The organism is Algoriphagus boseongensis (assembly GCF_004362805.1).
Lineage (GTDB): Bacteria > Bacteroidota > Bacteroidia > Cytophagales > Cyclobacteriaceae > Algoriphagus > Algoriphagus boseongensis.
Map to the genome: position 1 here is coordinate 1,111,789 of NZ_SNYF01000005.1, position 17,757 is coordinate 1,129,545.

The 17,757-nt window shown below is 40.7% G+C and carries 10 protein-coding genes; 5 read left to right on the plus strand and 5 right to left on the minus strand.

Annotated features, from left to right (window positions below):
- Position 1: 1 nt before the first annotated feature.
- On the minus strand, positions 2–1,645 hold the full coding sequence (locus tag DFQ04_RS04880; protein ID WP_133553245.1) for a sodium/sugar symporter: 1,644 nt from the start codon (positions 1,643–1,645) through the stop codon (positions 2–4).
- Between the two features lie 433 nt (positions 1,646–2,078).
- On the opposite strand from DFQ04_RS04880, the gene sdaAB reads away from it, so the two are divergent.
- From sdaAB to DFQ04_RS04895, 3 genes are read left to right on the plus strand one after another with little or no spacing between them, the layout of a single operon-like run.
- Complete coding sequence (gene sdaAB, locus DFQ04_RS04885) at positions 2,079–2,756, plus strand: L-serine ammonia-lyase, iron-sulfur-dependent subunit beta (protein WP_133553247.1); 678 nt, start codon at positions 2,079–2,081, stop codon at positions 2,754–2,756.
- Between the two features lie 35 nt (positions 2,757–2,791).
- Positions 2,792–4,144 carry a TolC family protein gene (locus DFQ04_RS04890; protein WP_133553249.1) on the plus strand — a complete coding sequence of 451 codons (1,353 nt, stop codon included), beginning with the start codon at positions 2,792–2,794 and terminating at the stop codon, positions 4,142–4,144.
- Positions 4,145–4,147: 3 nt separating this feature from the next.
- Positions 4,148–5,464, plus strand: coding sequence for an efflux RND transporter periplasmic adaptor subunit (locus DFQ04_RS04895; RefSeq protein WP_133553251.1), 1,317 nt, complete (start codon positions 4,148–4,150; stop codon positions 5,462–5,464).
- Positions 5,465–5,502: 38 nt separating this feature from the next.
- On the opposite strand, the gene DFQ04_RS04900 is transcribed toward DFQ04_RS04895, so the two are convergent.
- The gene (locus DFQ04_RS04900) at positions 5,503–7,776 is read right to left on the minus strand and encodes a TonB-dependent receptor (RefSeq protein ID WP_166637251.1); all 2,274 of its coding nucleotides are present in this window, start codon (positions 7,774–7,776) and stop codon (positions 5,503–5,505) included.
- A gap of 110 nt (positions 7,777–7,886) precedes the next feature.
- On the opposite strand from DFQ04_RS04900, the gene DFQ04_RS04905 reads away from it, so the two are divergent.
- Together DFQ04_RS04905 and ggt are read left to right on the plus strand one after the other, a co-directional pair.
- Positions 7,887–8,543: a metal-dependent transcriptional regulator gene (locus DFQ04_RS04905; RefSeq protein WP_133553253.1), complete on the plus strand. Its 657-nt coding sequence runs from the start codon at positions 7,887–7,889 to the stop codon at positions 8,541–8,543.
- A 94-nt stretch (positions 8,544–8,637) separates the two neighbouring features.
- On the plus strand, positions 8,638–10,341 hold the full coding sequence (gene ggt / locus DFQ04_RS04910) for a gamma-glutamyltransferase (protein WP_133553255.1): 1,704 nt from the start codon (positions 8,638–8,640) through the stop codon (positions 10,339–10,341).
- Between the two features lie 42 nt (positions 10,342–10,383).
- Here ggt and galE read toward each other — a convergent pair whose 3' ends face one another.
- The 3 genes from galE to DFQ04_RS04925 form a co-directional block, all read right to left on the minus strand.
- Positions 10,384–11,391 carry a UDP-glucose 4-epimerase GalE gene (galE, locus tag DFQ04_RS04915; protein WP_133553256.1) on the minus strand — a complete coding sequence of 336 codons (1,008 nt, stop codon included), beginning with the start codon at positions 11,389–11,391 and terminating at the stop codon, positions 10,384–10,386.
- A 60-nt stretch (positions 11,392–11,451) separates the two neighbouring features.
- Positions 11,452–14,349 (minus strand): PKD domain-containing protein, encoded by a 2,898-nt coding sequence (locus tag DFQ04_RS04920; RefSeq protein WP_166637252.1) that lies wholly within the window; start codon positions 14,347–14,349, stop codon positions 11,452–11,454.
- A gap of 267 nt (positions 14,350–14,616) precedes the next feature.
- Positions 14,617–17,688, minus strand: coding sequence for a PKD domain-containing protein (locus DFQ04_RS04925; protein ID WP_166637253.1), 3,072 nt, complete (start codon positions 17,686–17,688; stop codon positions 14,617–14,619).
- Positions 17,689–17,757: the final 69 nt, after the last annotated feature.

A 17,757-nucleotide genomic window follows, 5' to 3' on the forward strand; every position in this document is an offset into this window, starting at 1 on the left:
TCTACCAGAAAATCGTATATAAGGCTGCAATAATACCTGCAATTAGAATTGCACCAATTTTAAATTGAATACTGGTTTTAAATAGCTCTTTATTTACCTCTATGCTATTTGGATGGTCTTTACCTTTTCCTTCAATCAGGGAAATGATGATCATCAAAGCTGCAAGAACTAGGAATACCACTCCCATTCTATCCAAGAATGGAAGATTCGGGAATACGATTTTCAAAACTACTGAAAGAGGAATACTCAAGGAAGCCCCCACAAGAGCAGCATTGGAAGTGGTCTTTTTCCAGAAAACACCAAAGAAGAAAATCGCAAATACCCCAGGAGAAATGAATCCGGTATACTCCTGAATAAACTGGAATGCCTGATCCAATTGGCCTAGAGCTGGAGCAACTAAAGCCGCAATCACAAAAGCCACCAAGGCAGTAATTCTACCCACTTTCACCTGAGTAGATTCAGAGGCATTTTTACCAAAATACTTGGTGTAGATATCCATGGTAAAAATCGTGGATGTACTATTTGCCATTGAGGCAAGAGAGGAAACAATTGCTGCAGTCAAGGCAGCAAAAGCCAAACCTTTTAATCCAGTTGGTAACAATTGAAGTAAGGTTGGATACGCCCGGTCGGATTTAACCAAATCAGTAGCCGGATCTGTCATGGACTGGATGAAGTTTGTATCTCCACCATTCTTAACAATTACCCATGCTGCGATTCCAGGAATTACCACGATCAATGGCATCAGAAGCTTCAAAAAGCCAGCGAAAATCATCCCTTTTTGGGCTTCATCCAAGCTCTTTGCAGCAAGAGCTCTTTGGGTAATGTATTGGTTGAATCCCCAATAACTCAAATTGGTAATCCACATCCCACCTATCAAAACTGAAAGTCCAGGCAAATCTAAATAGGCATCACGACTACCTCCTTTTCCATCAGAAATCATCATTTCTCCCTTAGAAAGAATCATGGAAAAATGTCCCGGAACTTCTTTGCGAAGCAATCCCAAACCTTCCCAAGCGCTTCCGTCACCTACCATAACTAGGGAGATATAAGTAGTTGCCAAACCACCTGCAATCAGAAATACAACTTGGACTACATCCGTCCAGGCAACAGCTTTCAAACCTCCATAAATGGAATAAATCATAGCAAATGCCGCTAGACCAATTATCCCTGTGAAAAGAGGAACATCCAAAATAGTATTTAGGGTCAATGCGCCTAAATAAAGCACAGAGGTTAGGTTGACAAATACATAAAGGAGTAACCAGAAAATCGCCATGGTCGTACGGACTCTGGTATCATATCGATCCAAAAGGAAGCCCGGCATGGTGTAAATCCCCTTCTTGATATATACAGGAAGGAAGAAAATGGCTACGACCAACAAAGTCGCTGCCGCCATCCATTCATAGGTAGAAATAGCCAATCCCAGCGCAAAGCCCGAACCGGACATCCCGATAAACTGCTCCGCAGAAATATTTGAAGCAATTAAGGATGCACCTACTGCCCACCAGGGAAGGGCTTTGGAAGCAAGAAAGTAATCTGATGAGTTTTTAACATGGCCTTTTTTTTCACGCGAAACAAAAAGACCCATCCCGATAATCAGGAAACAATAGCCAAAAAAGACTATTAGGTCAATGGGTTCAAGAAGCATAGGTAAGAGTTGGGTTGGTTAATTTGATTACAAATAAAATTGTTAGTTGAAACTTTAGGATTTAAGGTCAATAAATATAGCGGTTTGGTGCAAACGTGTGCACATAAAAGCAAGATCCAAGTCAAAATATTTGAAAAATGAGCCCAAATACAGAAAGCTTTCATTCCTCAACCGGACAAAGACTGAAAAATTCAAGGTTATTACCCTTACCTCATAACCTCTAGGGTCTTTTTCAAAGAAAGAAAAAAAATGTCCCAAATTCGCTCAGAGAAATGTCCGAAACCGATCACTTTCATTTTCTGTTCTGCAATTCCTTCTTAAAAATTCTTACAAAAACCTTTACTCCTACTCTAAATTTGACCTTTTCAAGGAAAAGTTTAGATATTCGAGTAGGAAAATAGTAGCTAGCACCAAAATTGGAACACTAAAACCCATGGCTAATAAAAGTAGTGTTTTTGACATGATTGGACCTATTATGATAGGGCCATCTTCCTCCCATACTGCGGGAGTGGTAAGAATAGCCAGAGCAGCAATAAGAGTGCTTGGCGGAATTCCTGATGAGGCAGAAATCACTTTTTACAATTCATTCGCCAGAACTTACGAAGGCCACGGAAGCGATCGGGCTATTTTTGGGGGATTGATGGATTTCAAAACCGACGACGAGAGAATCAAGAATGCGCTTGAAATTGCCAAAGAAAAAGGGTTGAAATACAAATTCAAATCCATTGGAAATTCCTCTGTTCATCATCCAAATACCATTAAACTCAATCTCAAAAAGGGAGAAAGAACTGTTGAAGTAGAAGGAGAAAGCCTTGGAGGAGGCGTGATCAATATTGCCGAAGTGGATGGGTTTGTGGCAAATTTTTCTGCCCAAATGCATACCCTAATTATCAAGGCCCAGGATATTTCTGGAGCAATTGCCTTTATTTCAAGCGTAATAGCTCAAGAAAAAGCAAACATAGCTACCATGTCTGTTTCAAGAAAAGGCAAAAATGACTTAGCTTGCCATGTAATTGAAATGGACTCTGGAATTAACAAGATTACTACCCAATATTTACAATCCTTACCCTGGATCAAAGAACTGATTTATATTCCAGACATTGATTTGTAATTAATTTTCAAATAGAAGACCATAACCAACTAAATATGAAGAAGCTTTTTTTTCTTTTCATGGCAATTTTTGGGGTTTTGCACACTGCAAACTCTCAAGAAGGAATCCCTCCGGGCCCCTACGATCTTCAAACTTGCGTTGAGATTGCCTTGGAAAACAACCTTACCTTAAAAAGAACTATTGCCAATCAGCAAATCAACGAGGCCACCTTACTTCAAAACCAAGGGCAACGAATCCCAAGTTTCAATGTCGGAGCTAGCTCTGGATTTAGATGGGGTAGATCTATTAACCCGGTAACCAACCTCTTTGAAAACAACAGAATTGGAAACATCAACTTATTCGCAAACTCGAGTGTAACAGTTTTCGGAGGAATGAGAGTCAACAATTCTGTTGCTCAGGCAAGAAAGGACTTGGAATCAGGAGAGTTTAGCATTCAAGCTACCACCAACCAGGTTACCCTAGATGTGATCAATCAATTTATTAATGTGGTTTTCAATAGGGAGCAGGTAAAAATCGCAGAAAACCAGCTTAAATCGACTACTGAGCAACTTCAAAGAACAACCAAATTGGTTGAGGCTGGATCTCTCCCACTTTCTGATCAGCTTGACTTGCAATCTCAAAATGCAACCAACCAATTAGAAGTAATCAACGCTAAAAACAGCTATCGCTTGGCGAAATTGAGTCTAGCTCAATTGATGCAAATTCCATTTAGCGATGAATTCGAGGTAATTGAGCCTGGATTTGAGGTCACCACCTTTGACTTGGAAACCAATGATCCTTCAAGAATCTATGAAATTGCCATTGATCTAATGCCTGAAATTAAAGTAAGCGAAGCAAATCTTGAAAGTGCCGAGTACGGAGTAAAAATCGCTAAAGGAGCTTTCTTGCCAACTTTGGGATTGAGTGCAAACGTGTTTTCAAACTATGTAGACCAACCAGGATTTGGACAAACTGAGATCCCACCTTTCGGAGATCAAATCGAAAGGAACCTTTCACAGTCTGCCAACTTGCAATTGAACATTCCGATTTTCACCAATTTCAATAACCGCGCTTCCGTTCAGCGAGCAAGAGCTCAAAAGATTTTGGCAGAAGTAGATAATACCCAAGCCAAAAATCAGCTTAGACAGGATATTGAAACTGCATTTAATCAAGCCTTGGCATCGGAGCAATCTTATGAAGCTTCTTTGACTAGAGTGAAAAGTTTGGAAGAAACTTTCAGAATTGCGAAGCAAAGATTCGATTTGGGAGCGATCAACTCGGTTGATTTCCAGGTAGCTCAAAACAACCTGTTCAATGCCCAAGCAGATCTTTTGAATGCGAAATACACCTATATTTTCAGAATAAAAGTTCTTGATTTCTATCTCGGTAACCCCATTAATTTAAACTAAACCATGGCCAACAAAAAATCGAATAAGCTTTTGTATTACCTACTTGGCGCAGTAGGTGTAATCATAATTTTCGCTGTCATCGGCAGATCAGCCGGATGGATTGGTGGAGTAAAAGAAACTGAGGTAGAATTTGCTACGGTAAAAAGAACTTCAATAGTAGAAAAAGTAAGTGCATCTGGAGAAATCCAGCCTGAAGTGGAAGTGAAACTTTCTCCAGACGTAGCCGGTGAAATCATCGAACTCAACGTGGTTGAGGGAGATTCAGTTGCTGAAGGAAAACTTTTGGTAAAAATCAGACCTGACAACTTCGTATCTGCACTTGAAAGAAGCCGAGCCAACTTGAATCAGCAAATGGCAAACTTGGCTCAGGCCAAGGCGGCCTTGCAGAGATCTGAAGCACAATACACTCAGGTGAAGTTAAACTTCGATCGCCAGCAGAAGCTTTTTAAAGAAAAAGCGATTTCTGAAGCAGATTTTGAAACTGCCAGAGCCAATTACATCTCTGCGGAAAAAGACTTGGAAGCGGCAAAACAAAATGTAGTGGCTTCTGAATTTATTGTAAAAAGTTCTCAGGCATCCGTGAACGAAGCTTCAGAAAACCTCAGATTAACCAATGTAAATTCTCCAGTTTCTGGAATTGTATCCAGTCTATTGGTAGAAAAAGGTGAACGTGTGGTAGGAACTCAGCAAATGGCAGGTACAGAAATGATGACCATAGCTGACCTTTCTAGAATGGAAGTTCGCGTAGACGTAAATGAAAATGACATTGTAAGACTTTCCTTGGGCGACACCACCATTATTGATGTGGATGCTTATTCTACCGCAGGAAAGAAATTCAAAGGAATTGTAACCAGCATTGCCAATACTGCTAATACCAAAGCTTCTGCAGACGCGGTAACTGAATTCAAAGTAAAAATCAGAATCCTAAACAGCTCTTATGAGGATCTAGTGAAAGCTGGTAACAAATATCCATTTAGACCTGGGATGACTGCTTCTGTGGAAATTCTTACTACTTCAAAAAGCAATGCGCTTTCAGTGCCTCTTTCTTCAGTTACCACAAGGGAAGATAAATTAGATACGCTTGCGGGTGGTACTACCAAGTCCAAAGAATTGGTATTTGTAAGTGAAAACGGGACAGCCAAGCTGAGAGAAGTAAAAACAGGTATCTCAGATTATGAAAACATTGAGATTCTTGAAGGTCTGAAAGAAGGAGAAGAAGTGATCTCCGGTCCATATTTCATAGTAAGTAAGGAGCTCAAAGAAGGCGACAAAGTAAAAAAGATGTCAGCTCCGAAACCTGAGAAAGAAGAAGAAAAATAAAACCCATCCCCGCTTAAAAGGCGGGGATTTTTTTTGATTTAATCCAAAGTAAATCTCAATCCAAAGAATCCACGGATCCCTTGATTAGGGGCAAAAACGTAAGTGGGATCAAAAGTTAAAGCATTTGGATTTTGTGGCGTTGGAATCACTTGACCGGCATCATCAAAATCCACTCCACTGTCAAATGGATCAAAAGCTCTCGCTATACTATTTGCAGGTGGAGTGAAGTTTAAAAGGTTTTTAACCCCTCCATATACTTCCCACTTCTCCCCTATTTTTTGAGTAAGCTGAATATTCTGAATACTCCACCAAGGGGAATATTCCGGTCTATTATCTAAAGGACCTAACAAAGGCAACCTCATCGGGCTGTATACATTGCCTGTATAGTCTATTGAAAGTTTTTGGCTAGGAAAAGTGTATCCAATGGTCCAAACCCCGCTAAAACGCTCTGTAAGCAACTGTCTCACCTTATCTCCATCTTCTTCCAAGCTTACATCCATAAAGGTCCCTCCGACCATAAACTTAAAGCCGGAATTAAGAACTGCATCAAAATTCAAAGACAAGCCTTTAGAGACCGCTCCACCATCCAAATTGGAATAGATAATTTGATTGGGATTGGTCTCATAATCCGGTACAATCCGATTGGAGAAGTTGGTGTAAAAAGCCGAGGCATCAAGTCCAAAGTAATTTCCTTGGTCCGTAAAAAACTTCTTTACCCAATTCACATTTCCATTCCAACTTTTCTCTGGCGCCAATTCCTCTGAGAAAACAACTTCCCGCGCCCCTGTCAAAGCTGCATGGTCCTCTGTAAATACATTGGCTACCCGAAATCCATTTCCAACAGAAAATCTGAGCACAGAGGTTTTGTCAAATGAGGAAATTTTGAAATTGATTCTAGGAGAAAAAATATTGCCGTGAACACTGTTATAGTCATACCTCATCCCTGCCAGCAAAGAACTTCTTGTTGAAAATTTAAACTCATTTTGAACAAAGGCTCCAGGAAGATGGATTTTTGAAGGGGAATTCTCTGGTCCAGTTCCTCCAGTAGCCGGAGTATTATCATCGTAAAAAGTATAGCGATAAGCCGCTCCCAAAAGCAGATTATTCCGCTCACCTTCTTTTCTCCAAGTCAACTGACCAAAACCAATTCTTTGATCTGCCAAGTATGGTGTATTGCCATAAACTGAATTTTGATGGTGGCCATTTAGGGAAAACTGAAATGCCAAATTCTTTACCTCAGGGAAATCATATAGCCCAAATAATTCCCAGCGACTGGTGTAAATACTTTCCCCATAAACCTGATCACCTCCTCTAAATTCAGGAGTCCAAGTCATTTCTCCCCCCCACCTATCTTCATACAAATACCGACCGGCGAGAGAAAAGACTTTCCCTCCTTTCCTTTCTACCTGAAATTTCTGAAATAAGGAAAATCTTTTTTGAAGCGGGACATCGGTAAAGCCATCTAGATTTTTATCGATGGGATTGGAATACCAAAAAGTGCTGAGCCCGGTCAAGGAATTAATCTTTTTTCCAATCTTGGATTTCATTCCCAAATCCAAATTCACTTCTCCCCAATTCGTTGCCATTACATCAAGAGAAGTCAAGGGAGCCAATTCAGGCTTTTTGGTAATGATATTTATCAAGCCTCCAACTGCTTCGGAACCATACAAAGTTGAAGCGGGTCCTTTGACAACTTCAATTCTATCGATAAGCGCCTGAGGAATACCTGTCAAACCATACACCGTAGCCAAGCCACTTACGATAGGCATCCCATCGATCAAAACCATAGTGTATGGCCCCTCCAATCCATTAATATGGATATCACCCGTATTGCAGACATTGCAATTGACCTGAGGCCTAACCCCATTTACATTTTGAAGAGATTCAAAAAGTGATGGTGTAGGATTAGCCTTGAAAAAAGCTGATTTATAGACTTCTACTGGCACAGGGCTGTCGAGTTTGGATACTTCCTGAAGTGTTCCACTGACCACCACCTCATCCAATGAATTATCCATTTCCTTTAATTCAATGGACAAAAATTCTCCTTTTTCAAAAGGAATACTCAGAGAAACACTCTCCGATACATAGCCAATTCTTGAAACCTGAATTTGATAGGTTCCTGCTGGGACATCAATCAAATGAAAAAAACCCAAGCTATCCGTGATGGTACCTTTTGAAGTTCCTTTAAGTAAAATATTCGCAAATTCTATTGGCTTTGAATCAGCCAAAACCTTTCCTTTTAAGATGAATTGAGCATTAATCTTCTGAATAGAGAAGAATAGACAAATCCATAGAAAAGTGATTTTAGACATTTAGGCATGGCATTAGATATGCAAAAGTAATAAGTTAGACTACTCTAACAAATTTATTTTTTCACTAAAACTTTCCTTAATTTGGAACTTGATCAAAACCCAATCCTTGAATGGCTTCAACTACCGAAGAAAATTACCTTAAAGCCCTTTTTAATCTCTCCAATTCAAAAGGAGAGGTAAATCTTTCTGAATTAGCACATAGCCTTCAGGTAAGTTTGCCAACAGCGAATAGCATGGTAAAAAGTCTTCAGAAAAGTGGTTGGTTGAAATACGAAAAATATAAACCACTCATTTTAACTCCCGAAGGAGAAAAGGAAGCCGCATTGATTATCCGAAAGCACAGACTTACCGAAATGTTTTTGGTGAAAAAGATGGGTTTCGGCTGGGAGGAAGTTCATGAAATCGCCGAGCAAGTGGAACATATTCATGCTCCTAAATTCTTCCAGAAAATGGATGAAATGATGGGCTACCCTACCATTGACCCTCATGGATCCCCTATTCCAGATATTCAGGGGAGAATTCCTCAGGTTAATTTTACCCCACTTTCTAGCTGCAAACCTGATCAGCTTGTCCAATTGGCCGCTTTGACGAATTCTTCGACTGAGTTTTTGGAGTTTCTGAACAGTAGGAAATTAGCATTGGGTACGGAATTGAAAATTCTCTCCAGAGAAGCCTATGATTCAAGCGTGGTCGTAAGCTATGAGAATCGCCCTCACGAAACCCTGAGTGAGAAGGTGGCAGAAAGGCTTTTGGTAAGAATAATTTGATTCCAATTCAGGTCTAAGCCTTCATTTTTTACATTATAGGTAAGCTTAATGTCAAGACCCTCTTCTAATTTAGAATCCAGATAAACCACTCAATATGATTAAATTAAAAATAATCACTGCTTTGGCCTTCGGCGCACTTATGCCAATTTTATCTTATTCCCAAGATCGGGTTTCCGGGCGAAATTTTGCAACCCGATCAGAAATCCTTGCTCAAAATGGGATGGCTGCGACCAGTCAGCCTTTAGCAACTCAAGTCGCTTTGGATATTTTGAAAAAAGGAGGATCAGCAATGGATGCCGCTATTGCTGCGAATGCAATGCTGGGTCTAGTTGAACCCAATGCATGCGGAATTGGCGGAGATGTATTTGCGATCATTTGGGATGCAAAAACAAAAAAGCTTTATGGTTTCAACGGAAGTGGACGGGCTCCGGAAAGCTTGACCATGGAAGTCTTTAAAGAAAAGGGCCTAAACTATGTGCCTCTACTTGGTCCACTTCCAGTTTCTGTTCCAGGATGTGTGGACGGTTGGTTTGAAATGCATAAGCGATTTGGAAAACTTTCTATGCAAGAAATACTTCAACCCTCGATTGATTATGGTAGAAATGGTTTTCCTGTCTCAGAGGTAATCGCTTGGCAAATGAACGGCATGTGGCCTAGCATGCAGGACATTCCGGGTTTTCGAAAAACCTATATGCCTAATGGAAAAACTACCCCTAAAAAGGGGGATGTATTTAAAAATCTTGATCTGGCCAGAACCTATGAAATGATCGCAAAAGAAGGTAGATCAGCTTTTTATGAAGGAGAAATTGCTAGAACCATAGACCGATTCATGAAGGAAAATGGTGGGTATTTGAGCTATGAGGACTTAAAAAAGCATACTTCCGAATGGGTAGAACCAGTAAGTACAAATTACAGAGGCTACGATGTTTGGGAATTACCTCCAAATGGTCAGGGCATTGCCGTGCTTCAAATGCTCAATATTTTGGAAGGTTATGATATTAAGTCTATGGGCTTTGGAAGCGCGGAATATCTCCACGTACTCACAGAAGCTAAAAAACTGGCTTTCGAAGATCGGGCTAAATTCTATGCCGACCCTGCCTTCAACCAAATCCCTGTTGAAAAGCTAATCTCCAAAGAATATGCAGCAGAACGCAGAAAGCTAATCGATCTGGAAAAGGCGGCTACTGAATATCCAGCAGGAGATCTTGAATTGGGAAACACGACCTATCTCACGGTAGCCGATAAGGATGGAAACATGGTCTCTTTTATCCAAAGTATTTACGATGAATTCGGATCAGGAATGGTACCTGATGGACTTGGCTTTGTTCTACAAAACCGTGGACAGCAATTTAATGTCCAGGACCCCAACCATTGGAATTCCTTGGCGAAAGGAAAAAGACCTTTTCATACAATTATCCCTGCTTTTATCACGAAAGATGGTGAACCTTATTTAAGCTTTGGCCTCATGGGTGGATCAGTCCAGCCACAAGGTCATACCCAGATTGTCATTAACCATATTGACTTCGGGATGAATTTCCAGGAAGCAGGAGATGCGCCTAGAATGAGACACAACGGTTCCTCCGAACCGACCGGATCGAAAATGACTAATGGAGGCACCTTGAATTTGGAGAGTGGTTTCTCTTATGAGGTGATCAGAAAATTAGAGGAAATGGGACATCGGGTCGAATTCAGCGTAGGCCCTTATGGAGGATACCAAGCCATCTATTTTGACCGAATAAACAAAGTCTATATCGGAGCTTCAGAATCCCGAAAAGACGGTCAAGCAGCGGGATACTAAAATGAAAAAGCCATTTATTTCTACATAAATGGCTTTTTTCTTTTAAAGCGTTTTCTGCCAGTTCCAGCTATCTCGCATAGAATCTTCCAGAGAAAACTTTGGATACCATCCGAGGACTTGGTTGATTTTTGTGGTATCAGCCCAGACTTGGATGACATCTCCGGGTCTCCGGGGTCCTATTTCAAAGTTGAGCTTTTCCCCGCTTACTTTTTCAAATGCTTGAATCACTTCAAGTACCGAATTGCCCCGACCAGTTCCCACGTTGAAAACGTCGTAAAAATCCATTGCTTGATTTTTAAGATAGCTGATGGCTCTCAGATGCGCATCCGCAAGGTCTACCACGTGGATGTAGTCTCGGATACAACTGCCGTCCGGAGTAGGATAATCATCCCCGAATACAGTCAATTTTTTCCGGATTCCTGCTGCGGTTTGGGTGATAAAAGGAACCAGATTATTTGGGGTACCTAGAGGTAATTCTCCGATTTTGGATGAGGGATGAGCACCGACTGGATTAAAATATCGGAGCGAAATCACCCGGATTCCAGGCTTACTTTTCACAAAATCAACCAAGATATCCTCACAGATTTTCTTAGTATTTCCATAAGGACTTTCTGCTTCCTGTCTTGGCGTAGCTTCAGTCACTGGCAAAACCTCAGGCTGACCATAAACTGTGCAAGAGGAAGAAAAAACCAAGTCCTTTATATTTTTTTCTTTCATCCAGTCCAATAAGACCAGCAAAGAACCCACATTATTCTTATAGTATTTCAAAGGAAAAGCAGTGCTCTCTCCTACTGCTTTGAATGCTGCAAAATGGATAACCCCTGTAATCTCATGTTCACCAGAGATCTTTTCAAGAAGGCTTCTGTCATTACAATCCCCCTGATAAAAAGCGAATCTTTTTCCGGTGATTTCTTCCAAACTATCGATTACTCCGGCTGATGAATTGGATAAATCATCCAAAATAATGGGCTCAAGACCGGAATTCCACAATTCAACTGCAGTATGGGAACCTATAAATCCGGCCCCTCCTGTTATTAAAATTTTTCTCATTGGTTTAAAAAAGGATTTTGGACAAAGCTATTTGAAATCTTTCTTTTTCAAATGAAAACTTCATCGGATCAGGGTGAAAGTCCCGCTTTTCTCGGAGGTTTTTCTTGATCCTTCCAATTGATAGGTGTATTGAATCAGATAGGAATAGGTCGAGATCGGAGCCTCTGTATCTTTAATTTTTCCATTCCATCCATCGCTTCCTTTAAAAACCAAATTACCCCAGCGGTCCCAAATCCACATTTCAAAAGACACACTACAATTGGAAACTGGTCCATATGCCCCTTCTTTGGGATTAAAACCTGTGGGCATTCTCACCTCTGGGAGAGCCTGATTTACGCGGGCACTACCCCTTAGAACACAACCATTCGCATCCTGAACAGTGTAGGAATATTCCCCAAATGGCAATTCTTCAATTCTTGACCCAGTTCTGCCATCATCCCAAATTACTTGGTAGGGTCCTGTTCCACCGCTGATTTCCAATTCCAAAACTCCGTCTAAACTCCCCTCACATCCTGGGTTTTCTACTTTTGCCAGAACTTGGATAGGTTCAGGACTGGAAATTTCCACAGGAACCTCCAGGGTACATCCTCTTTCATCCTGAAGCAATAGGTTTTGTTTTCCTGCAGCCAGCCCAAAAACACTCAACCGATTTCCATCCCAACTCGATTCTTTTCCTAAAATCATGTAGGGAGGATTTCCACCGGTAATTTTCAAAATAGCTTCTCCATCCTCTCCTCCATCACAATTGGTTGGATTAGTTTCTATTGCTCCATTGATTTTAAGCGGTAAAGGCTCTTCCAATTCAAAAAGCAAAGTCTCAACAGCACAGCCGGTCTTATCCTCTACTTTCACTTCATATTTTCCGGAAGAAAGACCTTTTGCCTTTGCTGATTTCAATTTGGAATCATGGGACCAGGTAAAAACATAAGTGCCAGAACCTCCTGTTGGAAAAATTTCAATTTCACCATTGGATTCTCCTGGACAAGCTGGAGGTAGAGAATTAAACTTCTCAATTTTAAATTCTGGATAAAGCTTGACCTCCAATTTTTCTGAAACTCCAAAACACTGAGAATTCTTTTTACTGGTCTCCTCATAGGAAATCCATTTTTCACTGGCCTGTAAATCCCATTCAACTTTGATCTCTGGGGAATTTTGGCCTGAAATAATCTTTCCTCCACTTATCTCCCACAAATATTTATGATCTGCATTGGGATAAGGTGCTGAATAGGCAAGAATTGTTTCTCCTCCACAGAGTCCGCTAGGGCCTATCGGCAAGGCGGGATTGATTTCATCCGTCACCTCCACTTTCAATTCTATAGGTTTCCCGGGGCAACCTTCATCGGTAAAAGTTTGGACCAAAACCAAGCCATCTGGATTAGGAGACTTCCAAAGAACTTTGACGCTCAGCAAACTTTCTTCTAAAATATCTCCACCCTTGACTTCCCAATTAACCTTTGAAACATTCGAGGTATCTTTCAAGGTATAAACTATTTCATCTCCAAAAGGACAAACCGACACGGGGCCTTCCAATTTGCCTGTTGATTCTTTGACCTCCACCTCAAATCTGAAAGTCTCTTCTTCATCACATTTCCCACTTCCGGAAGTCGCAAATACGCTGACCAAATATTTTCCTGGTTTTGCAAAGGTGTGCTTCACAGACTTCCCATCTTTGGTGGAAGTTTGATCCCCAAATGACCAGGTAAACTGGGTGAAAATTGGGTTTTCAGGATTAATTTCCCAAATACCTTCCTCGCCCAAACAAGCTACTTTCTCTCCAATTACCTCAAATGAATACTTGGAATCTGCCTCGTACTGTATATTCTCCAAACCCGTACCAATGGAATATCCATACGATTCTATTTGACCTGATCCATAGACATAGCCAATTAATCCATCAGGATTACTCACCCAATTAGCTCCTTCGGGAACCTTAAACTGGGCATAGGAAAAATCAGTCCCCGGCACGGGCTTAAATTGATTCCCAATGGATTGTCCATTCAAAAGTGTTTTGAATTCAGATTTTTTGGGCACAATCAAGTTGACAAAATGATCGACAGTTAGATTAAATCTTCCATAGAGTTTTCCGGTAGAAAATGGGGCATTAGTAATCAATTGCTCATTAGGTGAGTATTGGAAAAAAGTAGGATCACCCAGCGAGGCCGCAAAAAATTCATTGCAAAACCCACTTTTCGAAAGCACCGCCACAGCGCTAGGTTTACTAGTAGTAATATAGGCCACTTCATTTTTCCCAAACTCCAATCGAAGTTGTTTTCCGGCATCCAATCTTCCTTTGGAAACCCCATTCACAAATACTTCCGTGCCATTTTCCTTGGCTAAAACCTTTACGAATTCCCCTGATGTCCTGTCCTTGAGTGGTATGTGGATATAAGATTTACCCCATGTGGATGTTGGATAAGTATGCTGAAAAAGATGATCTCCAGTAGTCCCGCATCTGGCAGAACTGGTCATTCGATTTCCAGAAAACAAGGCTATTTTCTTGCAGTTTGTTCCTCCGTCATTTAAGACCTTCACAGTGGTTCCGGTTAGATCCCCATCAGCTTTCAACTGATAAGTCTGACCCGCATTCAGCTTGATTTTGAAAGGTATATTCTGAGGATTGCTACTTTCGGTAAAAATGGAAGGGGTGATTTCAATTTCCGTATTATCCTCTACAGCAGCTATAACCATGGAACTTTCCAGAATGGTATGATTCAGAGTAGAACCAGCTACATAGCTTCTTTCATGATGGGTAAAAACCATATAATCGAACCCAAGCGAGCGAATGGGAAGAACCACTGTCCCGTCAGAAGAATAAGCCCGTCCATTGATGGTGTGAACTGCAATGTCAGCTGTGGAAATAATCTTGACTGCTCTTTGGTCTACTATCCCAGAAACTGGGTGAAGCAAACCTTCCCGAATAGCATCAAATTCCGCAGAAAACTGTTGTCCTTTTTCCAAAGAAAAAGACAGGGTTTGCTTGGGAGTTTCTATGGTCCCTGAGGTTTTATCAGCCGCTGTTATGAGGAGAAGTACCTTTTCGGTTGCCGTATTTACGGTGTCCAGAGGCCTTCCATTTTCAAGGAATGAGATTAGAAATTCTTTTCCGAGGGTATTGAGTTGGGCAAAAGAAGACGTGGAGGTTAGTAAACCCAGAAAAAAAATAAAAAAGAATTTAAATCTGATCCTGGCAAGCATTTTTCCCTTTCCCCATCACTCTCCTCCAATTTACTTGATCAAGGTGAAAACTCCTTGGATTTCCTCAAATAGCTCTTCACCATTCATCGGATAATAATAAACCAGTCTGTAAGAATAAGTTCCAATCGGGGCCTCTTGTCCTTTTAACTCACCATCCCAGCCTTCTGTTCCGGAGTAAATCAAATTCCCCCATCGATCAAAGACCTTCATGTCAAACAAAACTGAGCAATTGGAAACCGGTTCATAGGAACCATCTTTTGGCATAAAACCAGTTGGCATTCTTACAATAGGCTTCGCATCAGAAATCATCCCTAATCCTCTGACAGTGCAACCATTTGCATCTGTAATCTGGACATAATAGCCTCCGGAAGGCATTGAACTTATTCTCTTTCCTGAGCTAACTGATCTCGTAGATGTTGATGTACTAGTTGAAGCTATCGCAACTCCTCCATCAAAACTCCATTCGTATTTGTATGGAGGTACACCGCCTAAAACTTCAACTGCTAATGATCCAGTATTTCCACCTGAACAACCTTGGTTTTCCTCTACAAATGTCAAAGTCATTGGAGTTATAGCACCTATTTGGCCCTGGATTGAAAGTGAACAACCCTTTGAATCAAGTACAAATAGATTAAAAGGACCTTTGGAAAGTCCAGAGACATTCAAAAATTGACCATCCCAAGAGGATTCTAATCCTTCTATAGTATAGGGTGGAACTCCACCTCCTACTTTAACTCTGAAACTACCGGAATTTGTACCTTCACAGGTCTCTGGTTTGGTTTCTATTTCTGACAACAATCTCATACCTGGAGGATTCTTTACCTCCACTTCCAATTGAGCGCTACCACATCCATCTTTATCCTTAACAGTAACTGTATATTTCCCAGCTGCTAAACCATCAACTTTTGAAGTTTTAGCCTGAGGATCATGACTCCATTGAATTTCGTAATTACCAGAACCTCCTTCGATTTTAACCTCTGCAGAACCGCTATCTTCCCCTGGACACAATGGTGTTAAAATTTCAAAAGGCTTTATAACTATTGGCTCCGATCTTTCGAGTTTTAATACTTGAGAGGATAAGCCACAATCCCCTTCTACATTGTTTGCCTGGAAGGAAATTTCCCAATTTTGAGAATCGATTTTCCAAAGAACTTCCACCTTGGAGGAACCATCACCTGATATTATTTCTCCTCCAACTACCGTCCAAGATATTTGAGAGTTTTTTTCAATCTGAGCTTCGTAGAAATAAGATTCTAGTATGGGGCCACATAGGGTTGATTGCCCTATAGGTTTTGGAAGCGATTCCCCTTTTCCAATCTCAATCTCAAGGGTAATTTCCTCACCCAAACATCCTGAGGAGGATTTTGGAGCTACAATAATTTTACCTATTTCGAAGCCTTCCAGCCATCTTATTGTAATTTGATCATCTTTTTGATCCAAAATTTGTCCACCTGAAATTTCTAGCCAATTTCCAGGAACAGGGACTTCTTCATTTTTCAAAAAATAAGTCACTTCAGCTCCTGGGCAAGCGCTCAATGGACCTACTACCTCCGCTACAATTTCTTCTACTTCTACTTCAAACTCCTTAGTCTCCTGAACGGCACAATTACCAGTTCCTGTACTGGCTGTAATTTTCACAGTAAAATTCCCAGCTTTGTCAAAGGCATGAGTGACAGTTTTTCCTGACTTGGGCGTAGATCCGTCTCCAAAATCCCAGGTGAAGTTTTCAAACTGGGAAAGGGAAGAACTGATCTCCCAAACATTTTCCTCTCCAAGGCAAAAGACTGAGTTGCTGCCAATTTCTTCACCTTGATCATCTTGAATTACTAGCTCAGTCGAGGGAACCGAAAATCCTGCCGAATATCCATAGGATGACCTTTGTCCTGCACCATAAACATAAATTATTGCTCCTTCCTCACTTGTAAAAGAATTGTAGCCGTCATTTAAATTTACTTGTGCATAAGAAAAAGAAGGGTTTCCCGGTACTGGCTTAAACTGAGAGGTAATGGAACCTCCATTCAAACGAATCTGACTTAGAGAACTTGTCGGAGCAATGATATTAGCATTGTTAAAAAGAAACCCAGATTCATCTACAGAGTAAAATTCAATATTCTGAATTCTTTGCTCATTGCTTTGGTAGGTCAATAAAAATGGATCACCAATTAATCCTGGAGAGGTGTTACAATCCTGGCTCTTTGAAAGCAAAGATACTGCTGAAGGGTTCGAAGTTTCAATTGTTGCTACTTCATTCACAGCAAAATCCAAGGTTAAAAATTCTCCTTGGTTTATTGTCCCTCTATTCACCCCATTTACTAAAACCGAAGTGTTATCTGTACCAGCAAGGACTTTCACTATTTCCCCAGAGGTACGGTTTTTCAGAGGAATATGGATATAAGATTTACCCCAGTATTCGACAGGAAAGGACTGATTAAACATATGATCACCTGTTTTTCCACAATCGGCTACAGTTGTCATTTTATTTCCCCCAAATACAGCCAATTTTTTACAATCTCCAGGAGTGGAATTAACCACACGAACACGTGTGCCAGTAAGATCTCCTAACGCCTTGATTTGATAAGATTCACCTGCATTTAATGTAATCGTGTAAGGGGCTTTGGCGGCTTTCCCACTCTCGGTAGTAACTGCAGGCGTAATTTCCACTTCAGTTCCATTTTCATTGGCGATAATTAATGCAGTGGATGATGAATTATCAGGACCGGCAATTATTGGACTAAAATGGGCCGTTACGAAATATTCCTTACCGAGATTTGAAACTGGTAAAATAACCGTGGCATCGGTACTGTTTTGGCGAGTATTGTAAGCATAGACAGCTAGATCACCGGAGGAATTGATGAAAACAGATTTGTTTTCTATTGCATCAGAATTTCTATGAATGATATCGTTGGTGGTCGAAAGAAATTCTTTTTTAAAAATTTGACCTTTGGTAAGGGAAAAAGTCTCCACCTGTCCCTGGAAACTGAAAGTTCCTGAGGCATCCTCATTTGCCGTAATTACAATTACAGCTTTGTCGGGCTGAGTTGGTTTTTGGTTATTCTCCATAAACCCGACAATAAAATCTCTACCAATCGTGCTTTGAGCCATTCCGTGGAGGCTCAAGAAAAATGAAATGCACACCAAAAAGATTATTAATCTTTTGTTGTGCTTCATTTT